Raw genomic sequence first — 18,239 nt, forward strand, 5'->3', positions numbered from 1 at the left:
CGAGCCCTTCCGCGGATCGGTGGCTGAATCGGCCAAGGCCGTCATCACATTGGCAGCGAGTTGACGGCCACGCGCTTGTCCTGCCGATCCCAATACAGCCGCGATAGTCGGGTCCATATCCGGGCCGGCACGAGCAGCGTGACAAGTGACCGAACGACGCCCGCATAGGCAGCAGGCTTGGCAGGCTGAAAATAGCCTAGCTGCACGCGCAAGCGCGACCGCAATTGAGTACGACGATTCCTGCTGCTGATGCCATCCGCGTTCTTCTCATAGACCAGCAGCACGTCATGCAGGCAGTCGATCTCGCCCCGCTCGAACAGGCGCCGCATGAATTCATAGTCTTCGGCATGGGGATAGTCCGCGGAGTAGACACCAAACTTCCTTACGCAAGCGGTACGGAAAAAGAATGTCGGATGCTTGAACGCAGCGTTGTCGTAGAGCTTGCGTCCGATCGCGGCGCGGCCACCGGGCGTCCCCTCGAAAAACAGATGGTTACCCCGCTCGTCCACGATGTCTGCAAACGCCCCGACCAGATCCGTGGCAGGATGGCTGTCCATGTAAGCTTGCTGCTTGGCCACGCGCTCTGGAGCGGAGATGTCCCCGCAATCCATCCTGGCCACGTATTCGTATCCCAGGCTGACAATGTGTTCGAGGCCATAGTTCAGCGCGGCAGTGATCCCGCCGTTGCGCGCGAGCCGTAGCACGATGATGCCTTCACGCGATCCCAGCACCTCGCTGACCGGCTGCAACGAACCGTCATCGACAATCACGATGTCGGCGGCCTCCGTTTGCCCCAGCAGAGAGTCCACGGTGCGGAGCAGGACGTCGCGTGCCGGATTGTAAACTGGCATCAGAAACACGGTTCGTCGTGCCATAACTTTCCGGTCCCCTTCCATAGCGGCACCCGCCCTCGACATCGCGGGAAACTATATGTCAGATTTCTCTGCTTCCCGCCCGAAGAAAGCTGATCCTGGTGAAATGAGATGTTTTGCATCGACATCCTGTTTTCCTCCGGGTTTGCGCGTCGAATGCTCTTGCGGGTCGCCTCGCTCGCCCTGGCGCTGCTGGCACTCTGCCGCTCGGCCTATCCGGCGGATGACCTTCCCGGCAGAACCGTATCGAGCGGGCTCTCCGTGCAGTTCACCGATCATTTTCTCAAGCGCCCGGATTGGCGTCAGCGCCTCGACTTTCTGACCGGACTTGGCGCAAGCATCGTCCGAATTGATCTCAACTGGCCGTGGATCGAGAAGCAGCCCGGTCGTTACGATTGGACGCTCTACGACGACTTCGTCGCGGAATTAAAGAAGCGCGGGCTGCGGCCGCTGTTCATTTTAAACCGGCCGAACCCGCTTTACGGCAAACCGTTCGACGCGGCGGTCGACGGCAAGCGCCAAAGCGGTATCATGCCACCATATACCAGATCCGAAATCGCGGCTTATGCGCGATGGGCAACGGCCGCGGCAGACCGCTACCGACAGCTGAACCCGATCTGGGAACTCTGGAACGAACCCGACCAGGCCGGCTTCTGGCCCCCCAAGCCGGACCCGGCAGCCTATGTGGCCCTCGCGCGTGAAGCGTGCGCCTCGATCAAGCAACGCGTGCCAGATGCCATCGTGACCGGCCCCGGCATGGCCCAGATGCCAACCGTCTGGCGCACCAAGAAACCCCTGATGCAGGCGCTGCTGGATGACCACGCCTTGCTGAGCTGCCTCGATGCCGTGAGCCTGCACACGCATCGCTTCAAGCAAACGCCTGAGACCGTCTCGCGTGACTACGCGGTTCTGCGCGCCAACTATCTCGACCTCTGGCCCGCAGGAATCAAGCGCAAGCCCATCATCGACACCGAGTGGGGAGACTCGGTCTACCGGGCCGGAATCTCGGAAGACACCCAGGCGCTCTGGCTACCTCGAATGTTCCTGATCAATCTGATGGAACAGGTGCGGCTTACCAACTGGTACTGCCTGATCGATGTCGGGCCGAATGACGATGAGATGGAAGACCGGTTCGGCCTGGTGAGCTACGACGGCAGACCACGTCCGGCGTATCAGGCATTCCGGACATTGGCCCATGAGCTCGGCGGATTCTCGCTGCACGAAACAATCGGGCGGTTCGATGCGACCATGGCCGAGGGCATCACGATCCTGCGCTTCTGCGGCGACGACGCAACCAAAGGGTGCAAGCTCGTGTACTGGGCAACGGAAGGGAGTGCAGTCCCGAGACGAGTGACCGTGCCAGGCTGGCGGAAAATCGGCCCTGCGATCAATTACCTCGGGCAACAATCTGCGCTTCAACCGGACGGCAGCGGCGTCTTGACGATCGAACCGAAAGCCTTCGTTCAATATCTCCCGGTTGCCAGCTCGCGGTGATCCTCGAGGCCGCGCCGATACCTATTTAATAGCCATTATGCATTTTAGGCGTGCCTGATTGAATATGGTAAATATAGAGTTTAAATGCGGTATAAATTATGCATTACTAGGTTTCCGGAAAGGGAACTTCGCGGGGGCGCAAGAAACAGATCCGCGTATGTAGATTGGTAGCGCGGGTTCGTGATGAAGATACTGCATGTCTCTGAGAGTTTGATCGGCGGCCTGGCTTCATATCTCGAAGAGATCATTCCCCATCAGACAGCTCAGTTCGGCGCAGACAACGTTGTCTTGCTGGTACCCGCGGCCCAGCGCGAACACATCGCATCTTTGAACGGATGCGCCATCGAGACCTACCATCGAACCGGCCGCAATCTCAGTTCCATGCTGGCGCTCGGTTCAGCTATCCGACAAAGCATTCAGCGTCACGATCCGGACGTCGTACACCTGCACAGCAGCATCGCCGGCGGCATGGGCCGCCTGGTGATCGCCGGGATGCGTCGGAAGCCTCATGTCGTCTATTGCGCGCATTGCTGGGCGTTCGATCGTCCCGAGCAGACCTTCGCGACCCGCTTCTGGATGGCGCTCGAACGCATGCTCACCCGGCGCGCCGACGCGATCGTCTCGATCTCGCCTCACGAAGAGGAGGTCCTGCGCAGAGCCCGCTTTCCGCTCGCAAAGACGAGGCTCATCGTCAGCGGGATGCAGGACCTGGTTCATGGCCAGACCGCTCAACGCGGTGCGGCCAAGCGGGTCGGTCCGTGGCGTCTGCTGTTTGTGGGACGACTGGATCGGCAAAAAGGCGTCGACTTGCTGCTGCGCGAATACGAATTGCTCAAGCAGAAGCGCGCAAGCTTGAGCCTGGTCGGGTCAAAGATCGTGAACAGCTCCCGACTCGTCGTTCCACCGGAGGTGCATGTTTCAGGTTGGGTACCTCGCGAAACATTACCCGCCTTGTTCGAAGAATATGATGCCATCATAATGCCGTCGCGGTGGGAGGGGATGCCGCTGCTGGCGATAGAGGCGCTTCGCTCCGGACGCATCCTGATCTGCAGCAATCACGGCGCGTTTCCGCATTTCATCCAAGACGGCGTCAATGGCATCCTGATCGACATTGCCACGACAGGTTGGCTGGGCAAGGCCTTGAAAGTCCTTGAGCATTCCGATCTTGCGGCGATGAGCGCGGCGGCGCGGACGACCTACCTCGCAATGTTCGCACCGGACCGGATGAACCAGGGCCTGATCGAGTTGTATGAAAGCCTCGTCAAGCGGCCTCGGCTTCAATCAGAGGCGACGGCGACGCCACGCGATCGACTGCCGGTGCCAGAGCGAGTCGTTCATTCCACGGCCATGGGCCGGGACCGCCACGGCAGCGGCCAACTAGACACCTTGGAGCGGCCTGCCGGATAAGACCTAGCTGTGGCCGCTTCCGCAGTCCAATATCTCCGCTCGCGAACCGTTACGAAGGCGAGATTTTTGCTTACCAACATCCGATTCCACACGGTTGTCAGCAGCCGCACATTGATATCGCTCTCGATCATGTGCCTGCGCGGGATTTCGCTCGTGGCGAAATTCGCGCTCACGCTGTTCATCGCGCGGTTTATCGGCCTGCCGACGGTTGGTGTGTACGGGCTGATCGCTGGTATGGCCGTTGTGTTTCCGGTTGTTGCCAGCCTGGGACTGATCCGCACCTTGAGCCGCAACGCGGTTTCCCAACATCTCGATGAGGTCGTATCCACGCTGCGCCGATATTGGCGAATCCAGGCAGCCATCTATGGAATAATCTGCGTCATTGCATTGGGCGTCGGGATCTACCTCGACCAGGTTGCGCTGACGATGATCGTGGTCGCCATCGTTTTCCTTGAGCACGTCAATGGCGACCTTTTCGTTCTGTTGAACCACCTTTTGCAGCCGGGCCTCGCCAATGTGCTCATGTTCGTGCGAACGGCCGGATGGATCTCCGCCTTCATCGCCCTCGCCTTCCTGTTTCCAACGCTGCGCGATCTCGACACCCTGCTCGGATTCTGGATCGGGGGCGGCATTCTCGCGATCATCGGCTTTGCGATAGCCACTCGACACTGGTCCTGGTTCCGGCCTGGCGCAGCGCCGCAACACAAGGATTGGCTATCCCGCGATTTCAAGGCTTCGCGCATTCTGTACGTCAACGACATTGCCAACACGGTTGCGCAATACACCGATCGCTATCTGGTCGGCCTGTTCATCGGACTCGAATTCACCGGCATCTACGTGGTCTTCTGGTCGATCGGCAATGCGCTGAGCAATCTCGTCGACACCGGCGTCATCCAGCTATCCGGTCCGAAGCTCATTGGCGCACATGCACGCCGCGACGGAACGTTCTGGAACGTGTATCGAGGCCTCCTCGTCGAGACCGTGACTATCTCGGTCGCGATTGCCGTCGCTGCGGGGCTGCTGGTCCATTTTGCCATTCCTTACTTGCAGCGCCCGCAGCTGGCCGATTGGCTTCCCGTGTTGTGGCTGATCCTGTTGGCGTTTGTGCTGCGCATGTTCTACGAGGTGCAGGGAAGCGTCTTCTACAGCCGTCACAAGGATCAATTGACCTTGTTCAGCGGACTGTTCGTGATTGGCCTCTCGCTCGGCACCAACATTGTCTTGATCCCGCTTTTCGGGCTGTACGGTGCCGCGATTGCGATCGTCGTCTCGTATCTTGTGGGCGCGATAGTTCGTTCTCTCGTGATCGCGAAATACTTCCGATGACCGGTCAATCCTACATCCCGATATCGGAACTCAGTGCCGACGCCCGGCCGCCCGACATCGCGCTGTTTCTCCCGACGCTCTACAGCGGTGGGGCCGAGCGCGTGCAGCTCAACCTCGCGGATTATTTTGTCGGCCGCGGATTGCGGGTCGATCTCGTCGTTTGCAAATATTTCGGCTCGCTGAAGGATCAGGTCCCGGGAGGCGTCCGGCTCATCAGCCTGGAATCCCGAAAGGTCATGTTCAGTGTACCAGCCTATCTGCGCTACTTGCGGACCGCGCGTCCGCCAACCGTACTCAGTTCGGTTGAGAACGCGAATATCGTTTCGTGTGTCGGGAAGCTGCTGAGTTCCAGTCGCCATCAATTGGTCGTGCGTCTCGACAATTCGCTCCTCGAGCAAGGTTCGCTGCCGATTCAGCTGCATCGCACGTCAATGCTGGCTGCGATCGCGTCGACCTTTCACGCGGCAGACGCGTTCGTAGCGGTATCGAGTGGCCTGAAGCGACAGCTCAGTCGTCTGCCCGGCCTGAGAAACAAGCCAATCCACCTGATCTACAATCCGATCATTCACAAGGGATTTGACGCCAAGCTTGCTGCCAAGCCCGCGCTTCCCTCGGCGATCGGCCCTGGAGAGCCATTTATCCTCGCAGTCGGCCGCTTACACAGGCAAAAGGGATATGCTTCCCTGCTGCGCGCGTTTGCGCTCGTCGTTCGACGCAAGCCTGCGCATCTGGTCATCCTGGGCGAAGGCGGTGACCGCGACAAACTGCAAGACCTGGCGAACTCACTCGGCATTTCCGACCGCGTCCATTTCCTCGGATACTCTCCCAATCCACTCGCCTACATGCGAGGCGCTGACGTGTTTGTCCTGTCGTCGATCGCGGAAGGCTTCGGCAACGTGATCGTCGAGGCCCTCGCCTCCGGCACACCGGTGATCAGCACCGACTGTCCGCATGGCCCCAGCGAGATTCTTGCCGGAGGACGATACGGTACACTCGTTCGCGTTGGCGACGACGCTCAGATGGCGCAAGCCATCATCGAAACAATCAGCAGCTCCAAGCAACCGATGCCGGAGGATCTGGATGAGCATCTCAAGCGCTTCACGATCGAGACGATCGGCGAGCGTTACCTCGACTGCCTGGGGCTCGAATCCCGGCCACCGAAAGCCGCGTCGCCACAAGCTGTCAGCGCGTAGATCTCCGCGCGCCATTTCCAGTAGCTCGCCAGTCACCGGGCCGCACGCGGATTCTTCGTGCAGCTTCCGAACTGCGCAAGCCGCAGCGACGACCAGATCCAACGGTGATTTCAGCCCCAAGGCGCCCCTTCACCCCGATGTCTAGTTCCACGACGCCAAACAGCGCCCACATCGCGATTGTCGGTGCCGGCTTTTGCGGCGCGCTGGCGGCGGTCGTCCTGGCGCGGGCAGGCCATCGGGTCACACTCATTGATCGTCATTCCGTCTATCCAAAGCAATTTCGTGTCGAAAAATTCGCAGGTGGACAGATTGAGCTGATGCGCAAACTGGGCATCTTCAAAGCAATCGCCGAAGCTTCGACCCCGTTCAAGGACATCGCCAACGTCCGCGCAGGTCGCATCGTCGACCGCACGCCCAATCAGCATTACGGAATCCTGTACGAGGAGATCGTGCGGGTCGTGCGCGCGCAACTGCCATCTTCCGTTGCTTTCATCATCGACGACGTGACGGCCCTCAAGACCGGGCCGCAGAAGCAGGAGGTCGTGCTGTCGAGCGGCCAGGCGCTCTCGGTGGATCTCGTTCTTCTTGCGACCGGAATGAATGGCGCGCTTGCCCACAGGCTGGGTATCGGTCAACACATGGTGGCGGAAGGCCATTCGATATCCTTCGGCTTCACCATCCCAGCCGAACCTGGGCTGACATTCAATGCGCTCACTTGCTACGGTAGCGGCGCGACCAATCGGATCGACTACCTCAGTCTTTTCCCGATCGGCGACACGCTCCGGGCCAACCTCTTCACTTATCTCGACCAACGCGATCCGTGGATCCGCGAACTGCGGCGAAACCCGTCGACGAGCCTGGGCGACTCGATGCCGGGCCTCGCCGCCTATCTCAGGCCGTATGATCCGGTCGACGGGGTTCAAAACTGGACGATGAATCTGATGACGGCCGCAAGTGTGAGCCAGGACGGCATTGTGTTGATCGGAGACGCCTACCAAACGTCCTGCCCCGCCACAGGCATGGGCGTGACGCGGTTGCTAAACGACGTTGATCGACTTTGTAATGTGCATATCCCCCGATGGCTCACAACGCCCGGAATGGCGAAGGAGAAGATCGCGAGGTTTTACGACGATCCGGTCAAGCAGGACGTCGATACGCAAGCCATCCGGATGGCTCACTTCAGGCGGTCCTTGATCACGGATCGATCGCTACAATGGCGATTTCGTCGTCAGGAGCATTTCATGCGGCGACGATTCCTCGATCTGGTGCACCGCGTGAGGTTCAAGGATACATCTGGCTCGCGAGCCCGGTCATGAGTGCGACGTCCGCAATGCTTGCGGCATGGCAGGGCAGCGATCTCGAGCGCCGCGAGTCAGAGGATCGCCCTGCCCGACGCTTTCTCGAACAGATGGGTTCGCTGGAGATCGAGAGCCACGTCGATGAAATGATCCGGCTCGGCGGCTACGCCGACCTGCATCTGCGCGGTGAACGGATGGGCACCGACGGTCCCGATCACGAGCGTATGCGGTCCCAACGGCTCGACATCCTTGACCATCATGCGCACGAACGAGCCCTCAGGGGCGTCTTGCCGCAACACGTGATCGGGGCGGACGCCGAGCACGACGGGCTTGCCGATATGGCCCGCATAGGCCGCCTCACGCGACTTCGGCACTCTCAACACCGTGCCTGACGGCTCGGTGAAGGTGAACGCGCCATCGCGACCGACGATCTCGCCATCGATGAAGTTCATACTGGGTGCCCCCATGAAGCCCGCGACGAAGAGGTTGTTGGGTCTCTCGTAAATCGTGATCGGATCCGCCGCCTGCTCGATCCGGCCCTTGTTCATCACCACGACGCGGTCGGCCATGGTCATGGCTTCGACCTGGTCGTGCGTGACGTAGACGATCGTCTTGGCAAGGCGGCGGTGCAGCGCCTTGATCTCGGTCCGCATCTCGATGCGAAGCTTGGCGTCGAGATTGGACAATGGCTCATCGAACAGGAAGACGTCCGGACTGCGCACGATGGCACGGCCGATCGCCACGCGCTGGCGCTGCCCGCCGGAGAGCTGCTTGGGCCGACGGTCGAGATATTGCTCGAGGTCGAGGACGCGCGCGACGTCGCTCACGGCCTTTGCGATGCTGGCGCGCGTCTCACCACGCACCTTCATGCCGTAGCCGATGTTCTCCCCGACGGTCATGTGTGGATAGAGCGCGTAGTTCTGGAACACCATCGCGCAATTGCGCAGGCCGGGGCGCAACTGCGTCACGTCGCGATTGCCGATGCGGATGGTTCCGCTGGTGACGGCCTCCAGCCCCGCGATCATGCGCAATGTCGTGGTCTTGCCGCAGCCGGACGGGCCGACCAGCACGACAAATTCCTCGTCGGCCACGTTGAGGTCGAGCCCCTCGATGATCTTGTAGGGCCCGTATGCCTTGCTGACGTTCTCGATCTCGACGTGCGCCATGGAATCCTGTTTCCGCCCCTTCATCGACGGCAAGTAAAGTCCCGGATGACATGCGTGCATCATCCGGGACGTCTCACGGGAGAGCTAGTTCTTGGGCGGCAGCCCCATCGCTGCGCGATAGGCCGCGAGCTGCTTGGCGCGACCGAACTCGTCCGTCAGCCGATTCCACTCCTTGGCCATCGCGTCGAGCGCCGCCTGCGGCGTGGTCTGACCGGCCAGCGCCTTGCCGAGCTCGATCTCCACCACCTCGGTGTAGGAGAAATAGCCGGGCAGACGCATGTCGAGCGCGACGTTCTTGGCATTGATGGAATCCGATTGCGCGCCAAGATACTCCTTGGCCTCCTCGGGCGTGAAGATCTTGCTCCACAGTTGCAGATTGGCGGTGTGCGATTTGCGATAGGGGTTGACGCCGCTGCCGCCGGTGATCGCCGCCTGCCCCGACACATCAGGACTGGTCAGCGTCTTGACGAAGTCCCACGCCGCCTGCTGGTTCTTGCCGGCCTTCGGCACGGCGATCTGCCAGCCGCCGAACGCCATGAACGGGGCCGGAAGCACGCTGGGGAATTTGTCCCACTTCTTGGTCTTGGCGTTCCAGATCTCGTCCGAGCCGGGCAGCATCGCCGAGCCGACCTTGCCCGAGATCTTCGACTGTTTCGGATCGGCCGCGATGACGCCCGTGTCGCCCCAGCCGATCGATTCCGCGACCTGGCCGCCGGCGACCGCTGCATTCACCTCGCCGAACGAGAAGTTCAGCGCGTTCGGCGGCCCGAGCTTCGATGCCCTGATATACTCCTCGAGCCCCTTCACCCAGCCCGGATTGTTGATCTGCGCGTCCATCGTCTCGGGGTCGAAGAACATCGCGCCGGGATAGTTCGGATTGTTGGTGTAGGCCGCCGCATGGCTGAAGAAGAACCAGAATTGCTGGCCGCCGCGGCGGAACGCTTCCGCCGTTCCCCACAGCCCCTTGTCGGGCCGCTGGAAAAACTCCGCGATGTCGAGATACTGCTTCCAGGTCTTCGGCGGCGCGAGGTCGTAGCCGTACTTGGCCTTGAAGGCGTCCTTTTCCTTGGGATCGCTGAACAGGTCGGTGCGGTAGGTATAGGTATGCACGTCGCCGTCCATCGACTGCGAGTAGATCTTGCCTTCCCACACCATCAGGCGTTCGCGATAGGCCGGCTCGATATCGTCCCAATCCTTGCCGGACTGCATCTCCTTCGGCATCTCGCTCAGATACGGCACGAAGTCGGGTAGCCAGGCCGGCGCGAAGCTGACGAGGTCGAACGTCGCATCCGACGCCGTCAGCGACGTCGCAATCTTCGGGTAGAGCTCGGACCAGGGAAACTCAACGACATTGACCTTGCCGCAGGTCTTCTTGGCCCATTCGTCGGCGCCGAGCTTGAGCGCAGAGGCAATATACGGACCGGTCTGCGACGCCACAGTCAGGGTGACGCCGGTGTAATCCGGGCTACAGGCAGCGTGCGTCTGGCTCGCGGCGCAGGCCATCGCGAGCGAGGTGGTCAACATCAAGAACGTCCGTCGCAACATCGTCTAGTCCTCCCTATAGAGTTTTTGCTATTTGATGGCCCCGAGCAGCAGGCCCGACCGCATCATCCGGCTGAGCAGGCCCGCCATGATCATCATCGGAACGATGGCGACGAGTGCCGCCGCCGAGATCGCCCACCATTCGTCGCCACGCTGGCTGTTCTGTCCCGCCACCAGGATCGGCAGCGTCTGCCATCTGGAATTGGTCAGGAACAGCGCGAACAGAAACTCGTTCCAGACGAAGGCCAGCGTGATCATGAACGTCGCCAGCAGCCCGTTCATCGACATCGGCACCACGATGCCGACGAAGATGCGCCAGCTCGGCACATTGTCGACCATCGCGGCCTCCTCAACCTCGATCGGGATCGCTTCGAAGAAGTCGCGCATCAGCCAGACCACGATCGGCAACGAGAAGGCGACGTAGCACAGCGTGAGGCCGACATAGCTGTCGATCAGCTGGAAACCGAGCCGGCCGATCTCGCTGTAAAGCAGATACAGCGCGAACGCCGTGACGATCGGCGGGAACATGCGCTGGCTGACAAACCAGAACAGGATGTCCTCGTTGCCGAGGATCGGCCCGGGCAATGGCAGCCGGTTGATCGCGACGGCAATGCAGAGCGCGATCGGAAACGCGAGCAGCAGCGCCTGCGGCCGGGTGAAGCCGAACTGGTTGTTGAACACGAGGTAACCGCCGAGCGCGAGCAGAAAGAACGCCAGCCCAGAGCCAAGCCGAACCTTGAATTCAAACCGCACCAGCGCATAGGCCGCCATCGCGCCGATCGCGGTGGCGATCGCCGCCGCCGACAGGCCCACGATGGTCGAGTTCAGGAAGGTCCGGAAGAACTCGCCGCGGATGCCCTGATAGAGATCGATGAAGGGCTGCAAGGTCGGCGTGAAGTCGACGAACGGAATGTAAGTCGGCCCGCCGACGACGCCCGGCGGCGTCTTGAATGCGGTCACCACCACCCAATAAAGCGGAAACACCGTGATCAGGCACCAGGCGAGCACGCCGAGCGCGACCAGGCGGCGGCTCCATGGCGACAGTCCGGTTAGGCCCTGCCCGCTCATCGGCGTTTCTCCAGATGCGGCCGCAGCAGCGCCAGATAAGTCACGCCAATGATCGTGATCGCGATCAGGAACAGGAAACTCAGCGCCGACGTGTAGCCGAGATTGAACTTCTTGAAGCCCTCCTGATAGGCAAACAGCGTCAGCGTCTCGGTGTCCACGCCCGGTCCGCCGCCCGTCATCACGAACACCGTGTCCATGATCTTGTAGCTCTCGATCAGGCGAATGAAGACGACCGCGGCCGAGATCGGCAACAGCATCGGAAAGGTGATGCCCCAGAACTGCTGCCAGGCGCTGGCATTCTCGAGCTCGGCGGCCTCATAGACATCTTCGGGAAGCGTTTGCAGGCCGGCCAGCATCATCAGGATGACGAACGGGGTCCACTGCCAGACCTCGACCGCGATGATGCAGGCGAGTGCCCAATGTCCGTTGGTGAGAAACGGCAAATTGGCCAGGCCGAATTTCGACAGCAGTTGATTCAGCGGCCCCATCGTCGGGTTGAAGATCATGCGCGCCACCAGCGCGACCGCGACAGGCGCCAGCAGCATCGGCAGCAGCAGGGCGACGCGAAACAGCCGCTCGCCGGGCACGCGTGCATTCAGCGCCAGCGCGACGCCGAAGCCGATCGCGTATTGCAGCCCGACCGCGACGAAGGCGATCAGCGTCGTGGTGAAGATCGCGTTCCAGAACCGCGGCTCCTGTAACAGCGTCGTATAATTGCCGAGCCAGACCACGCGCGGCGGGATCGGCGGAATCAGCCGATAGCTCAGGAAGCTCGTGGTCAGCGAATAGATCAACGGAAAGATCGAGATCGCCAGCACGACGAGCACCGCCGGCCAGATGAAGACATGCTTGATCGGATCATTCCGCATCATCGCGCGATCACCCCCTCAGCAGCGCGTCGATCTCCGCGCGCTGCGGCATCGCGGGTGCCGTGCCCGGCCGGGTCACCGAGATTCCGGCGGTGGCCGAACCGAAGCGCGCGGCTTGAAGCGGATCGGCGCCGTCCGCGAGCGCTGCCGCAAAGCCGCCGACGAACGCATCGCCCGCACCGGTGGTCTCGACCACCTTGCCGGCGGCAAACGGCGGCACGTGCAGCGAACGATCCCGCGCATGAAACAGCGCGCCGCGCTCGCCGAGCGTGATCAGCGCGGTGCCGGCCCCCTTGGCCAACAAGGCATCGCCGGCCCGGCGCGCGCCGGCGAGATCGCTGACGGCGATGCCGGTCAACGCCTCGGCTTCGGTCTCGTTGGGGACGACATATTCGCAGAGCGCAAACAGGCTGCTATCGAACTTGAGCGCCGGCGCGGGATTGAACACCGTGATGCTGCCGGCCGCGCGCGCGATCTCGAGCCCCCTCAATGCGGCATCGACCGGCTGCTCGAGCTGAGTCACGAATACCCTGGAGTCGCGGATGGCATCCGCCACCGCATCGACGTCAGCCGGACTGATGCCGCCCGCCGCGCCCGGCACCACGATGATCGCGTTGTCGCCGCGCGTCTCGTGAACATAGATGAACGCCGCGCCGGTCGGCGCCTCCGCCGTTCTCGCCACGCGCGGCCGGATTCCCTCGGCCTCCCAGGTCTTGATCGCAAGCTCGCCGAAGGCATCGCTGCCGATCCGGGAGATGAAGCTCACGCTGGCGCCGGCCCGCGCCGCCGCGACGGCCTGGTTGGATCCCTTGCCGCCAGGCCCCATGGCGAATCCCGATCCGGCGATGGTCTCACCGATCGCCGGCATGTTGCCGGCACGGAACGCCAGGTCGACGACGAACACCCCGAGGACAGCGACGCCATGCTTGCCCATCTCATCACTCCCCGTCCGGCGCGATGACGCCCTTGCTGAGCAGGAAGCAACCGTAGAAGCGCCGCTCGCCCGTCGCGATCACGCAATAGGCCGCCTTGGCCTTCTCGTAGAAGGCATGGCGCTCGACGCCGACCAGCGGCCAGGAGCGTCCCTCGGCGCGATCGATCGCGGCCTGCACCTCGTTCTGCACGGGAGGCACCTCCTGCGGCTGCCCCACAATCTCCATGCGGATCGCGGCATCGTCGACGAAAGTATCGAGCGGCATCACCGAGAGAATGGCCTCGACCGCCTTGGCGGCGGTCACGTTGTCGATGCGGAGCAGTCTGCCGAGCGCGCTCTGGCGCGCGATCGAGTCGGCCGGAAAATTGGTGTCGCACACCACGAGGCGATCACCATGCCCCATCGCCCGCAGGGCATAGAGCACGTCGGCATTGAGCAGTGGATTGATGCCCTTGAGCATGTTGCGTCCCCTCCTTTGTCTTCCAAATCGCCGAACTCTTGTGGGTTCGGGCCCCAATCGATATCACCGCAAGGTGACGTCACTAGTCACCATACGGAATCCAGATGTTTTTTACTTGCACCGCATGGCGGAGCAGGATCGGTCCTTCGCTCGCAGCCCTGTCATACCAGTCGAGCGCGAGGCCGTGATCGACCAGCGTGCGCTTGAGATTGCCGATCGACAGCCGTTCCGCCGCAGCCGACGCGGCCTGCGATCCGAACACCCAGAGCGCGTCGACATCGTCATGCTCGGCAAGCACCTTGACCAGCTCGGCGCGGTCGCCGGTGACGATGTTGAGCACGCCACCAGGCACATCAGACGTCTCGAGCACCTGGTAGAAGTCGGTCGCTGCGAGCGGATGCCGCTCGCTCGGCACCGCGACGACCCGGTTGCCCATCGCGATCAATGGCGCGACCAGGCTGATGAAGGCGAGCAGCGGCGCCTCGTCAGGACAGGCGACACCGACCACGCCGATCGGCTCGTGCATCGCGAGCGCCACGCCGCGCAGCGGCGGCGCGTGGATGGATCCTTCAAACTTGTCGGCCCAGGCGCCATAGCTGAACAGCCGCTCGATGCTCGCATCGACCTCGATGCGTGCCTTGGCGGCCGATGCGCCGGTCATGTCGGCGAGACGCCGGGCGAACTCGCCGCCGCGTGCGGACAGATTCTCGGCAAGATAATAGAGGATCTGGGCACGGTTATGCGCCGTCGCCCGCGCCCACGACTCGGCAGCGCGCGCCGCCGCCACCGCATTGCGGATGTCCTTGCGATTGCCCTCGCCGGCCTCGCCGAGCCGCCGGCCCTTCGGCGAGAGCACCGCGCGCGAGTAGTTGCCGTCCGGACGCACCTGCTTGCCGCCGACGAACAGCTTTGCGGTTCGATCGATCGGCGGCACGTCGAACCCGGCGCTGACACCGGACGCCGCCGGAAGCGGCGGTGCCTTGGCCCGCGCCTTGCGCCCGCTCCAGGCCTTCGGCTTCAGATACTCATACATCCCCTCACGGCCGCCCTCGCGGCCAAAGCCGGACTCGCGATAGCCGCCGAAGCCGACGCTGGCGTCGAACAGATTGGTGGCGTTGACCCAGACCACGCCGGCCATGAGTTTCGGCGCGATGTCGAGCGCGAGCCCGATCGTCTCGCTCCACACGCTAGCGGCAAGGCCGTAGCGCGTGTTGTTGGCGAGCATCACGGCCTCGTCCGGCGTGCGGAACGTCATCGCCACCAGCACCGGGCCGAAGATCTCCTCGGTTGCAACCGTGGCGGACGGATGCACATTCCAAAGTAACGTCGGCGGATAGAAGCATCCTTCCGCAGGGATCGCGCCGGACGCCTGGTATTTCTCGGCGCCCTCCTTCACCCCTGTCTCGACCAGCGACTTGATCCGCTCGAGTTGCACCGGGGCGACCACCGCGCCCATGTCGATCGCCTTGTCGAGCGGCATGCCGACGCGCAGCGTCTCCATGCGGCGGATCAGGCGCCTGCGGAAGGTTTCGGCAATGCCCTCCTGCAAGAGCAGCCGCGAGCCGGCACAGCAGACCTGGCCCTGGTTGAACCAGATCGCATCGACCACGCCTTCCACCGCGCCGTCGATATCGGCATCGTCGAACACGATGAACGGCGACTTGCCGCCGAGCTCGAGCGTCAGCGATTTGCCGGTGCCCGCGGTGGACTGACGGATCAGTCGCCCGACCTCGGTCGAGCCGGTGAAGGCGATCTTGTCGACGGGACTTTCGACCAGCAGCGCGCCGGTGGCGCCATCGCCGGTCACGACGTTCAGCACGCCCCGCGGCAGGCCGGCTTCGGCAGATAGTTCGGCGAACAACAATGCGGTAAGCGAGGTGAATTCCGCCGGCTTCAGCACCACCGTATTGCCCGCGGCCAGCGCCGGCGCGATCTTCCAGGCCAGCATCAGCAGCGGGAAATTCCACGGGATGATCTGCCCGATCACCCCGATCGGCACCTGGTCGGCGAATTCCCGCTCCTGCAACTGCGCCCAGCCGGCGTGATAGTAGAAATGGCGCGCGGCGAGCGGCACGTCGAGATCGCGGGTCTCCCGGATCGGCTTGCCGTTGTCGATCGCCTCCAGCACGGCGAACAGGCGGGCGTGACGCTGGAGCATGCGCGCCAGCGCATAGAGATGACGCGCGCGGCCGTGACCGCCGAGCTTGGCCCATGCAGCCTGCGCGGTGCGCGCGGCACTGACCGCAGCCTCGACGTCGGCAGCAGCACCCTGTGCGATCCGCGCCAGCACCTTGCCGGTCGCGGGCTCGCTCGTCGTGAGATACTTGCCCGCATGCGGCGCGATAAACTTGCCGGCAATGAAATGGCCGAACGTGGCGCCGTGCCGCGCCAGCCAGGCGCGCGCCTCGCCGTCCGCCTCGGGCGCGGGGCCATACTCCATGGTCTCGAAATAATTTGCGACGCTCATCTCATCCCACGGGGTGGCGGTTGAAGGCCGAGTAGTGGCCGGTCACGTGATGCTCGAGCTGCCGCTCGATATCGGCAAGCAGGCTGGAGGCGCCGATCCGGAACAGGTCGGGCTCGAGCCAGTCGCGTCCCAATTCCTCTTTCATCAGGAACTGGTAATTGAGCACGTCCTTGGCCGTCGAGATTCCACCAGCCGGCTTGAAGCCGATCTTGTAGCCGGTGCGCTCCTGATAGACGCGGATCATCCGCAGCATCGCCAGCGTCACCGGCAGCGTCGCGTTCACGCCTTCCTTGCCGGTCGAGGTCTTGATGAAGTCGGCGCCGGCCATCATGCAGACCATCGATGCCTTGGCGACATTGCGCAGCGTCTTGAGGTCACCGGTGGCCAGGATCGTCTTCAGATGCGCGTTGTCGCAAACGGCGCGGAAATCCCGGACTTCGGCGTAAAGCGCCCGCCAATCGCCAGTCAGCACGTGCTCGCGCGTGATGACGATGTCGATCTCCTGCGCGCCGTCGCGCACCGACGCCTCGATCTCCTTCAGCTTCAGTTCATGAGGGACGAGTCCCGCCGGGAATCCGGTCGAGACCGCAGCAACCGGAATGCCGGATCCATCGAGCGCTTCGACAGCCGCGCCGACGAACCGATGGTAGACGCAGACCGCACCGGTATGCAGTTCACGTCCGGCAAAGCCGAGCTTCTCGACAATATCGGCGCGCAGCGGCGCCTTGGCCTTGGCGCAGAGGCGCTTCACCCGTTCGGCCGTATCGTCGCCGTTGAGCGTCGTCAGGTCGATGCAGGTGATCGCCTTGAGCAGCCACGCCGCCTGCGCGTCCTTCTTGACCGTGCGCCGGCCCGGCAGGCTCGCGACCCGCCGTTCGGCGGCCGACAGATTGATCCTGATGTCGTCGACCCAATCCATCTCGAGCGCGCGGCCGCTGTTGCGCGGGAGCTGATGCTCTCCGCCAGGGGCGTGCGACTGCGCGGCGAATGCGGACGGATTCTGCATGAAGACGCTCTGCGTCATGGCGGCGCCTCGGCTCCTAGCGACTTGGGGTCCTCTTGGGGTCCTAGCGAATCGACGAGATCGCCAGATAGACTGAATGTGCTGATCGCAACATGTGATCCTCCCCTGAACTCGCTGCTGGGTTCACCGGTTGCCGAGGACGATACCGTCCCGGCACCAGACCAGCCCGGTCGACCTGATGTTATTATTGTAACAAAACGACGTTGATAAACTCACAACATTGTAAGATCATTGTCAATCGGATAAGCAAGCTCGGCGACAAAATGGCTGACATCTCGAACGCACGACCAAACGAAACACGCGTCCAGCGCCTGCAAAGGCTGCGCCGGGCCGTCGAATCGAGCGGTACGCTGCACCTGAAGGACGCCGCCGAGCTCCTCAAGGTGTCCGAAATGACGGTGCGCCGCGACCTTGCCGGCCCGGAGGCGACCCTCGCCCTGCTCGGCGGCTACGTCGTCAATGCGGCGTCGCCGACCGGCATCAAGTACACGTTCGAGCAGGAGATCGACCAGCACACCCAGGACAAGCGTCTCGCCTGTCGCGCTGCGGCCGCCTCGATCAAGGCAGGCGACACGATCTTCATCGACTGCGGCACCACGATGCAGTCGCTGGCGGATTGCCTGCCCGAGGACCTGCCGCTCTCGGTGATCTGCTATTCGATGAACGTCGCGTCGATCGTGACGCACCGGCCCGGCACGCAGGTGATGCTGATGGGCGGGCTCTATCATCCCTCGTCGCAATCCTTTGCGTCGGACGACGGGCTGTCCTACCTGCGCCGGCTTGGGATCAACAAGGCGTTCATTTCCGCCGGCGGCGTGCACTGGACCCGCGGCGCGAGCTGCTCGAATTTTCACGAGGTCGCCGTCAAGCAGGCCGTGATCGAGACCGCGATGGAGAGCACCCTGGTGATCGACGCGAGCAAGCTCGGCAGTCTCAAGTCGGCATTCTTCTCCGATATCGGCGCGTTCTCGCGGATCATCGTCGGCGGCGCGGCGTCGTCGGACATGCGCAAGCACTTCCGCAGCCTTCCGGTCGAGTACGTAACCAGCGCCATCTGACCCGGGCGGGGGCTGGCTCGCCCGGGTCAGCTTCGTCCACGATGCACGCCGTTGCGACACC

The 18,239-nt window shown here is 62.8% G+C and carries 15 protein-coding genes; 6 read left to right on the forward strand and 9 right to left on the reverse strand.

Going from position 1 to position 18,239, the window contains the following annotated elements; translation table 11 throughout:
* Positions 1-44 precede the first annotated feature (44 nt).
* Positions 45-875 (reverse strand): glycosyltransferase, encoded by an 831-nt coding sequence (locus tag CWS35_RS29110; protein ID WP_157817267.1) that lies wholly within the window; start codon positions 873-875, stop codon positions 45-47.
* Positions 876-983: 108 nt separating this feature from the next.
* Here CWS35_RS29110 and CWS35_RS29115 point away from each other — a divergent pair, with 108 nt between their 5' ends.
* From CWS35_RS29115 to CWS35_RS29135, 5 genes are all read left to right on the forward strand, one after another.
* The gene (locus CWS35_RS29115; protein ID WP_157817268.1) at positions 984-2,366 is read left to right on the forward strand and encodes a hypothetical protein; all 1,383 of its coding nucleotides are present in this window, start codon (positions 984-986) and stop codon (positions 2,364-2,366) included.
* A gap of 183 nt (positions 2,367-2,549) precedes the next feature.
* Positions 2,550-3,773: a glycosyltransferase gene (locus CWS35_RS29120; RefSeq protein WP_100955050.1), complete on the forward strand. Its 1,224-nt coding sequence runs from the start codon at positions 2,550-2,552 to the stop codon at positions 3,771-3,773.
* A 66-nt stretch (positions 3,774-3,839) separates the two neighbouring features.
* Positions 3,840-5,099 carry a lipopolysaccharide biosynthesis protein gene (locus tag CWS35_RS29125; protein ID WP_157817269.1) on the forward strand — a complete coding sequence of 420 codons (1,260 nt, stop codon included), beginning with the start codon at positions 3,840-3,842 and terminating at the stop codon, positions 5,097-5,099.
* On the forward strand, positions 5,096-6,292 hold the full coding sequence (locus CWS35_RS29130) for a glycosyltransferase (protein ID WP_024582337.1): 1,197 nt from the start codon (positions 5,096-5,098) through the stop codon (positions 6,290-6,292). Before CWS35_RS29125 ends, CWS35_RS29130 begins: the two co-directional genes overlap by 4 nt.
* Positions 6,293-6,429: 137 nt before the next feature.
* A complete protein-coding gene (locus CWS35_RS29135; RefSeq protein ID WP_100955052.1) occupies positions 6,430-7,608 on the forward strand; it encodes an NAD(P)/FAD-dependent oxidoreductase in 1,179 nt (392 codons plus the stop codon).
* A 56-nt stretch (positions 7,609-7,664) separates the two neighbouring features.
* Here the strand turns inward: CWS35_RS29135 and CWS35_RS29140 are convergent, their stop codons facing one another.
* The 8 genes from CWS35_RS29140 to deoC form a co-directional block, all read right to left on the reverse strand.
* Entirely contained in the window at positions 7,665-8,756 is a 1,092-nt protein-coding gene (locus CWS35_RS29140; protein WP_100955053.1) for an ABC transporter ATP-binding protein, read from the reverse strand.
* Positions 8,757-8,840: 84 nt separating this feature from the next.
* Positions 8,841-10,280, reverse strand: a complete 1,440-nt coding sequence (locus CWS35_RS29145; RefSeq protein WP_245438733.1) for an extracellular solute-binding protein — start codon at positions 10,278-10,280, stop codon at positions 8,841-8,843.
* 48 nt (positions 10,281-10,328) lie between these two features.
* Positions 10,329-11,366, reverse strand: a complete 1,038-nt coding sequence (locus tag CWS35_RS29150; protein WP_100955055.1) for a carbohydrate ABC transporter permease — start codon at positions 11,364-11,366, stop codon at positions 10,329-10,331.
* Entirely contained in the window at positions 11,363-12,238 is an 876-nt protein-coding gene (locus CWS35_RS29155; RefSeq protein ID WP_024582341.1) for a carbohydrate ABC transporter permease, read from the reverse strand. Before CWS35_RS29155 ends, CWS35_RS29150 begins: the two co-directional genes overlap by 4 nt.
* A 7-nt stretch (positions 12,239-12,245) precedes the next feature.
* Positions 12,246-13,169, reverse strand: a complete 924-nt coding sequence (rbsK, locus tag CWS35_RS29160) for a ribokinase (RefSeq protein ID WP_100955056.1) — start codon at positions 13,167-13,169, stop codon at positions 12,246-12,248.
* 4 nt (positions 13,170-13,173) lie between these two features.
* Positions 13,174-13,629, reverse strand: coding sequence for an RbsD/FucU family protein (locus CWS35_RS29165; RefSeq protein ID WP_100955057.1), 456 nt, complete (start codon positions 13,627-13,629; stop codon positions 13,174-13,176).
* Between the two features lie 82 nt (positions 13,630-13,711).
* Positions 13,712-16,096, reverse strand: coding sequence for an aldehyde dehydrogenase family protein (locus CWS35_RS29170; protein ID WP_100955058.1), 2,385 nt, complete (start codon positions 16,094-16,096; stop codon positions 13,712-13,714).
* 1 nt (position 16,097) lies between these two features.
* Complete coding sequence (gene deoC / locus CWS35_RS29175; RefSeq protein WP_100956772.1) at positions 16,098-17,102, reverse strand: deoxyribose-phosphate aldolase; 1,005 nt, start codon at positions 17,100-17,102, stop codon at positions 16,098-16,100.
* A gap of 281 nt (positions 17,103-17,383) precedes the next feature.
* Between deoC and CWS35_RS29180 the strand changes: the two genes are divergently transcribed.
* Positions 17,384-18,178 (forward strand): DeoR/GlpR family DNA-binding transcription regulator, encoded by a 795-nt coding sequence (locus CWS35_RS29180; protein WP_100955059.1) that lies wholly within the window; start codon positions 17,384-17,386, stop codon positions 18,176-18,178.
* Positions 18,179-18,239 lie beyond the last annotated feature (61 nt).

Origin of the sequence: Bradyrhizobium sp. SK17 (genome assembly GCF_002831585.1) — a bacterium.
GTDB lineage: Bacteria > Pseudomonadota > Alphaproteobacteria > Rhizobiales > Xanthobacteraceae > Bradyrhizobium.

Excerpts from the sequence above, each read along its gene's own strand:
- deoC (WP_100956772.1), bottom strand. The coding sequence starts at position 17,102 with ATGCAGAATCCGTCCGCATTCGCCGCGCAGTCGCACGCCCCTGGCGGA.
- CWS35_RS29120 (WP_100955050.1), top strand. The coding sequence starts at position 2,550 with ATGAAGATACTGCATGTCTCTGAGAGTTTGATCGGCGGCCTGGCTTCA.
- CWS35_RS29165 (WP_100955057.1), bottom strand. The coding sequence starts at position 13,629 with ATGCTCAAGGGCATCAATCCACTGCTCAATGCCGACGTGCTCTATGCC.
- CWS35_RS29180 (WP_100955059.1), top strand. The coding sequence starts at position 17,384 with ATGGCTGACATCTCGAACGCACGACCAAACGAAACACGCGTCCAGCGC.
- CWS35_RS29130 (WP_024582337.1), top strand. The coding sequence starts at position 5,096 with ATGACCGGTCAATCCTACATCCCGATATCGGAACTCAGTGCCGACGCC.
- CWS35_RS29115 (WP_157817268.1), top strand. The coding sequence starts at position 984 with ATGTTTTGCATCGACATCCTGTTTTCCTCCGGGTTTGCGCGTCGAATG.
- CWS35_RS29140 (WP_100955053.1), bottom strand. The coding sequence starts at position 8,756 with ATGGCGCACGTCGAGATCGAGAACGTCAGCAAGGCATACGGGCCCTAC.
- CWS35_RS29170 (WP_100955058.1), bottom strand. The coding sequence starts at position 16,096 with ATGAGCGTCGCAAATTATTTCGAGACCATGGAGTATGGCCCCGCGCCC.
- CWS35_RS29145 (WP_245438733.1), bottom strand. The coding sequence starts at position 10,280 with ATGTTGACCACCTCGCTCGCGATGGCCTGCGCCGCGAGCCAGACGCAC.
- CWS35_RS29150 (WP_100955055.1), bottom strand. The coding sequence starts at position 11,366 with ATGAGCGGGCAGGGCCTAACCGGACTGTCGCCATGGAGCCGCCGCCTG.
- CWS35_RS29110 (WP_157817267.1), bottom strand. The coding sequence starts at position 875 with ATGGCACGACGAACCGTGTTTCTGATGCCAGTTTACAATCCGGCACGC.
- CWS35_RS29135 (WP_100955052.1), top strand. The coding sequence starts at position 6,430 with ATGTCTAGTTCCACGACGCCAAACAGCGCCCACATCGCGATTGTCGGT.
- CWS35_RS29155 (WP_024582341.1), bottom strand. The coding sequence starts at position 12,238 with ATGATGCGGAATGATCCGATCAAGCATGTCTTCATCTGGCCGGCGGTG.
- rbsK (WP_100955056.1), bottom strand. The coding sequence starts at position 13,169 with ATGGGCAAGCATGGCGTCGCTGTCCTCGGGGTGTTCGTCGTCGACCTG.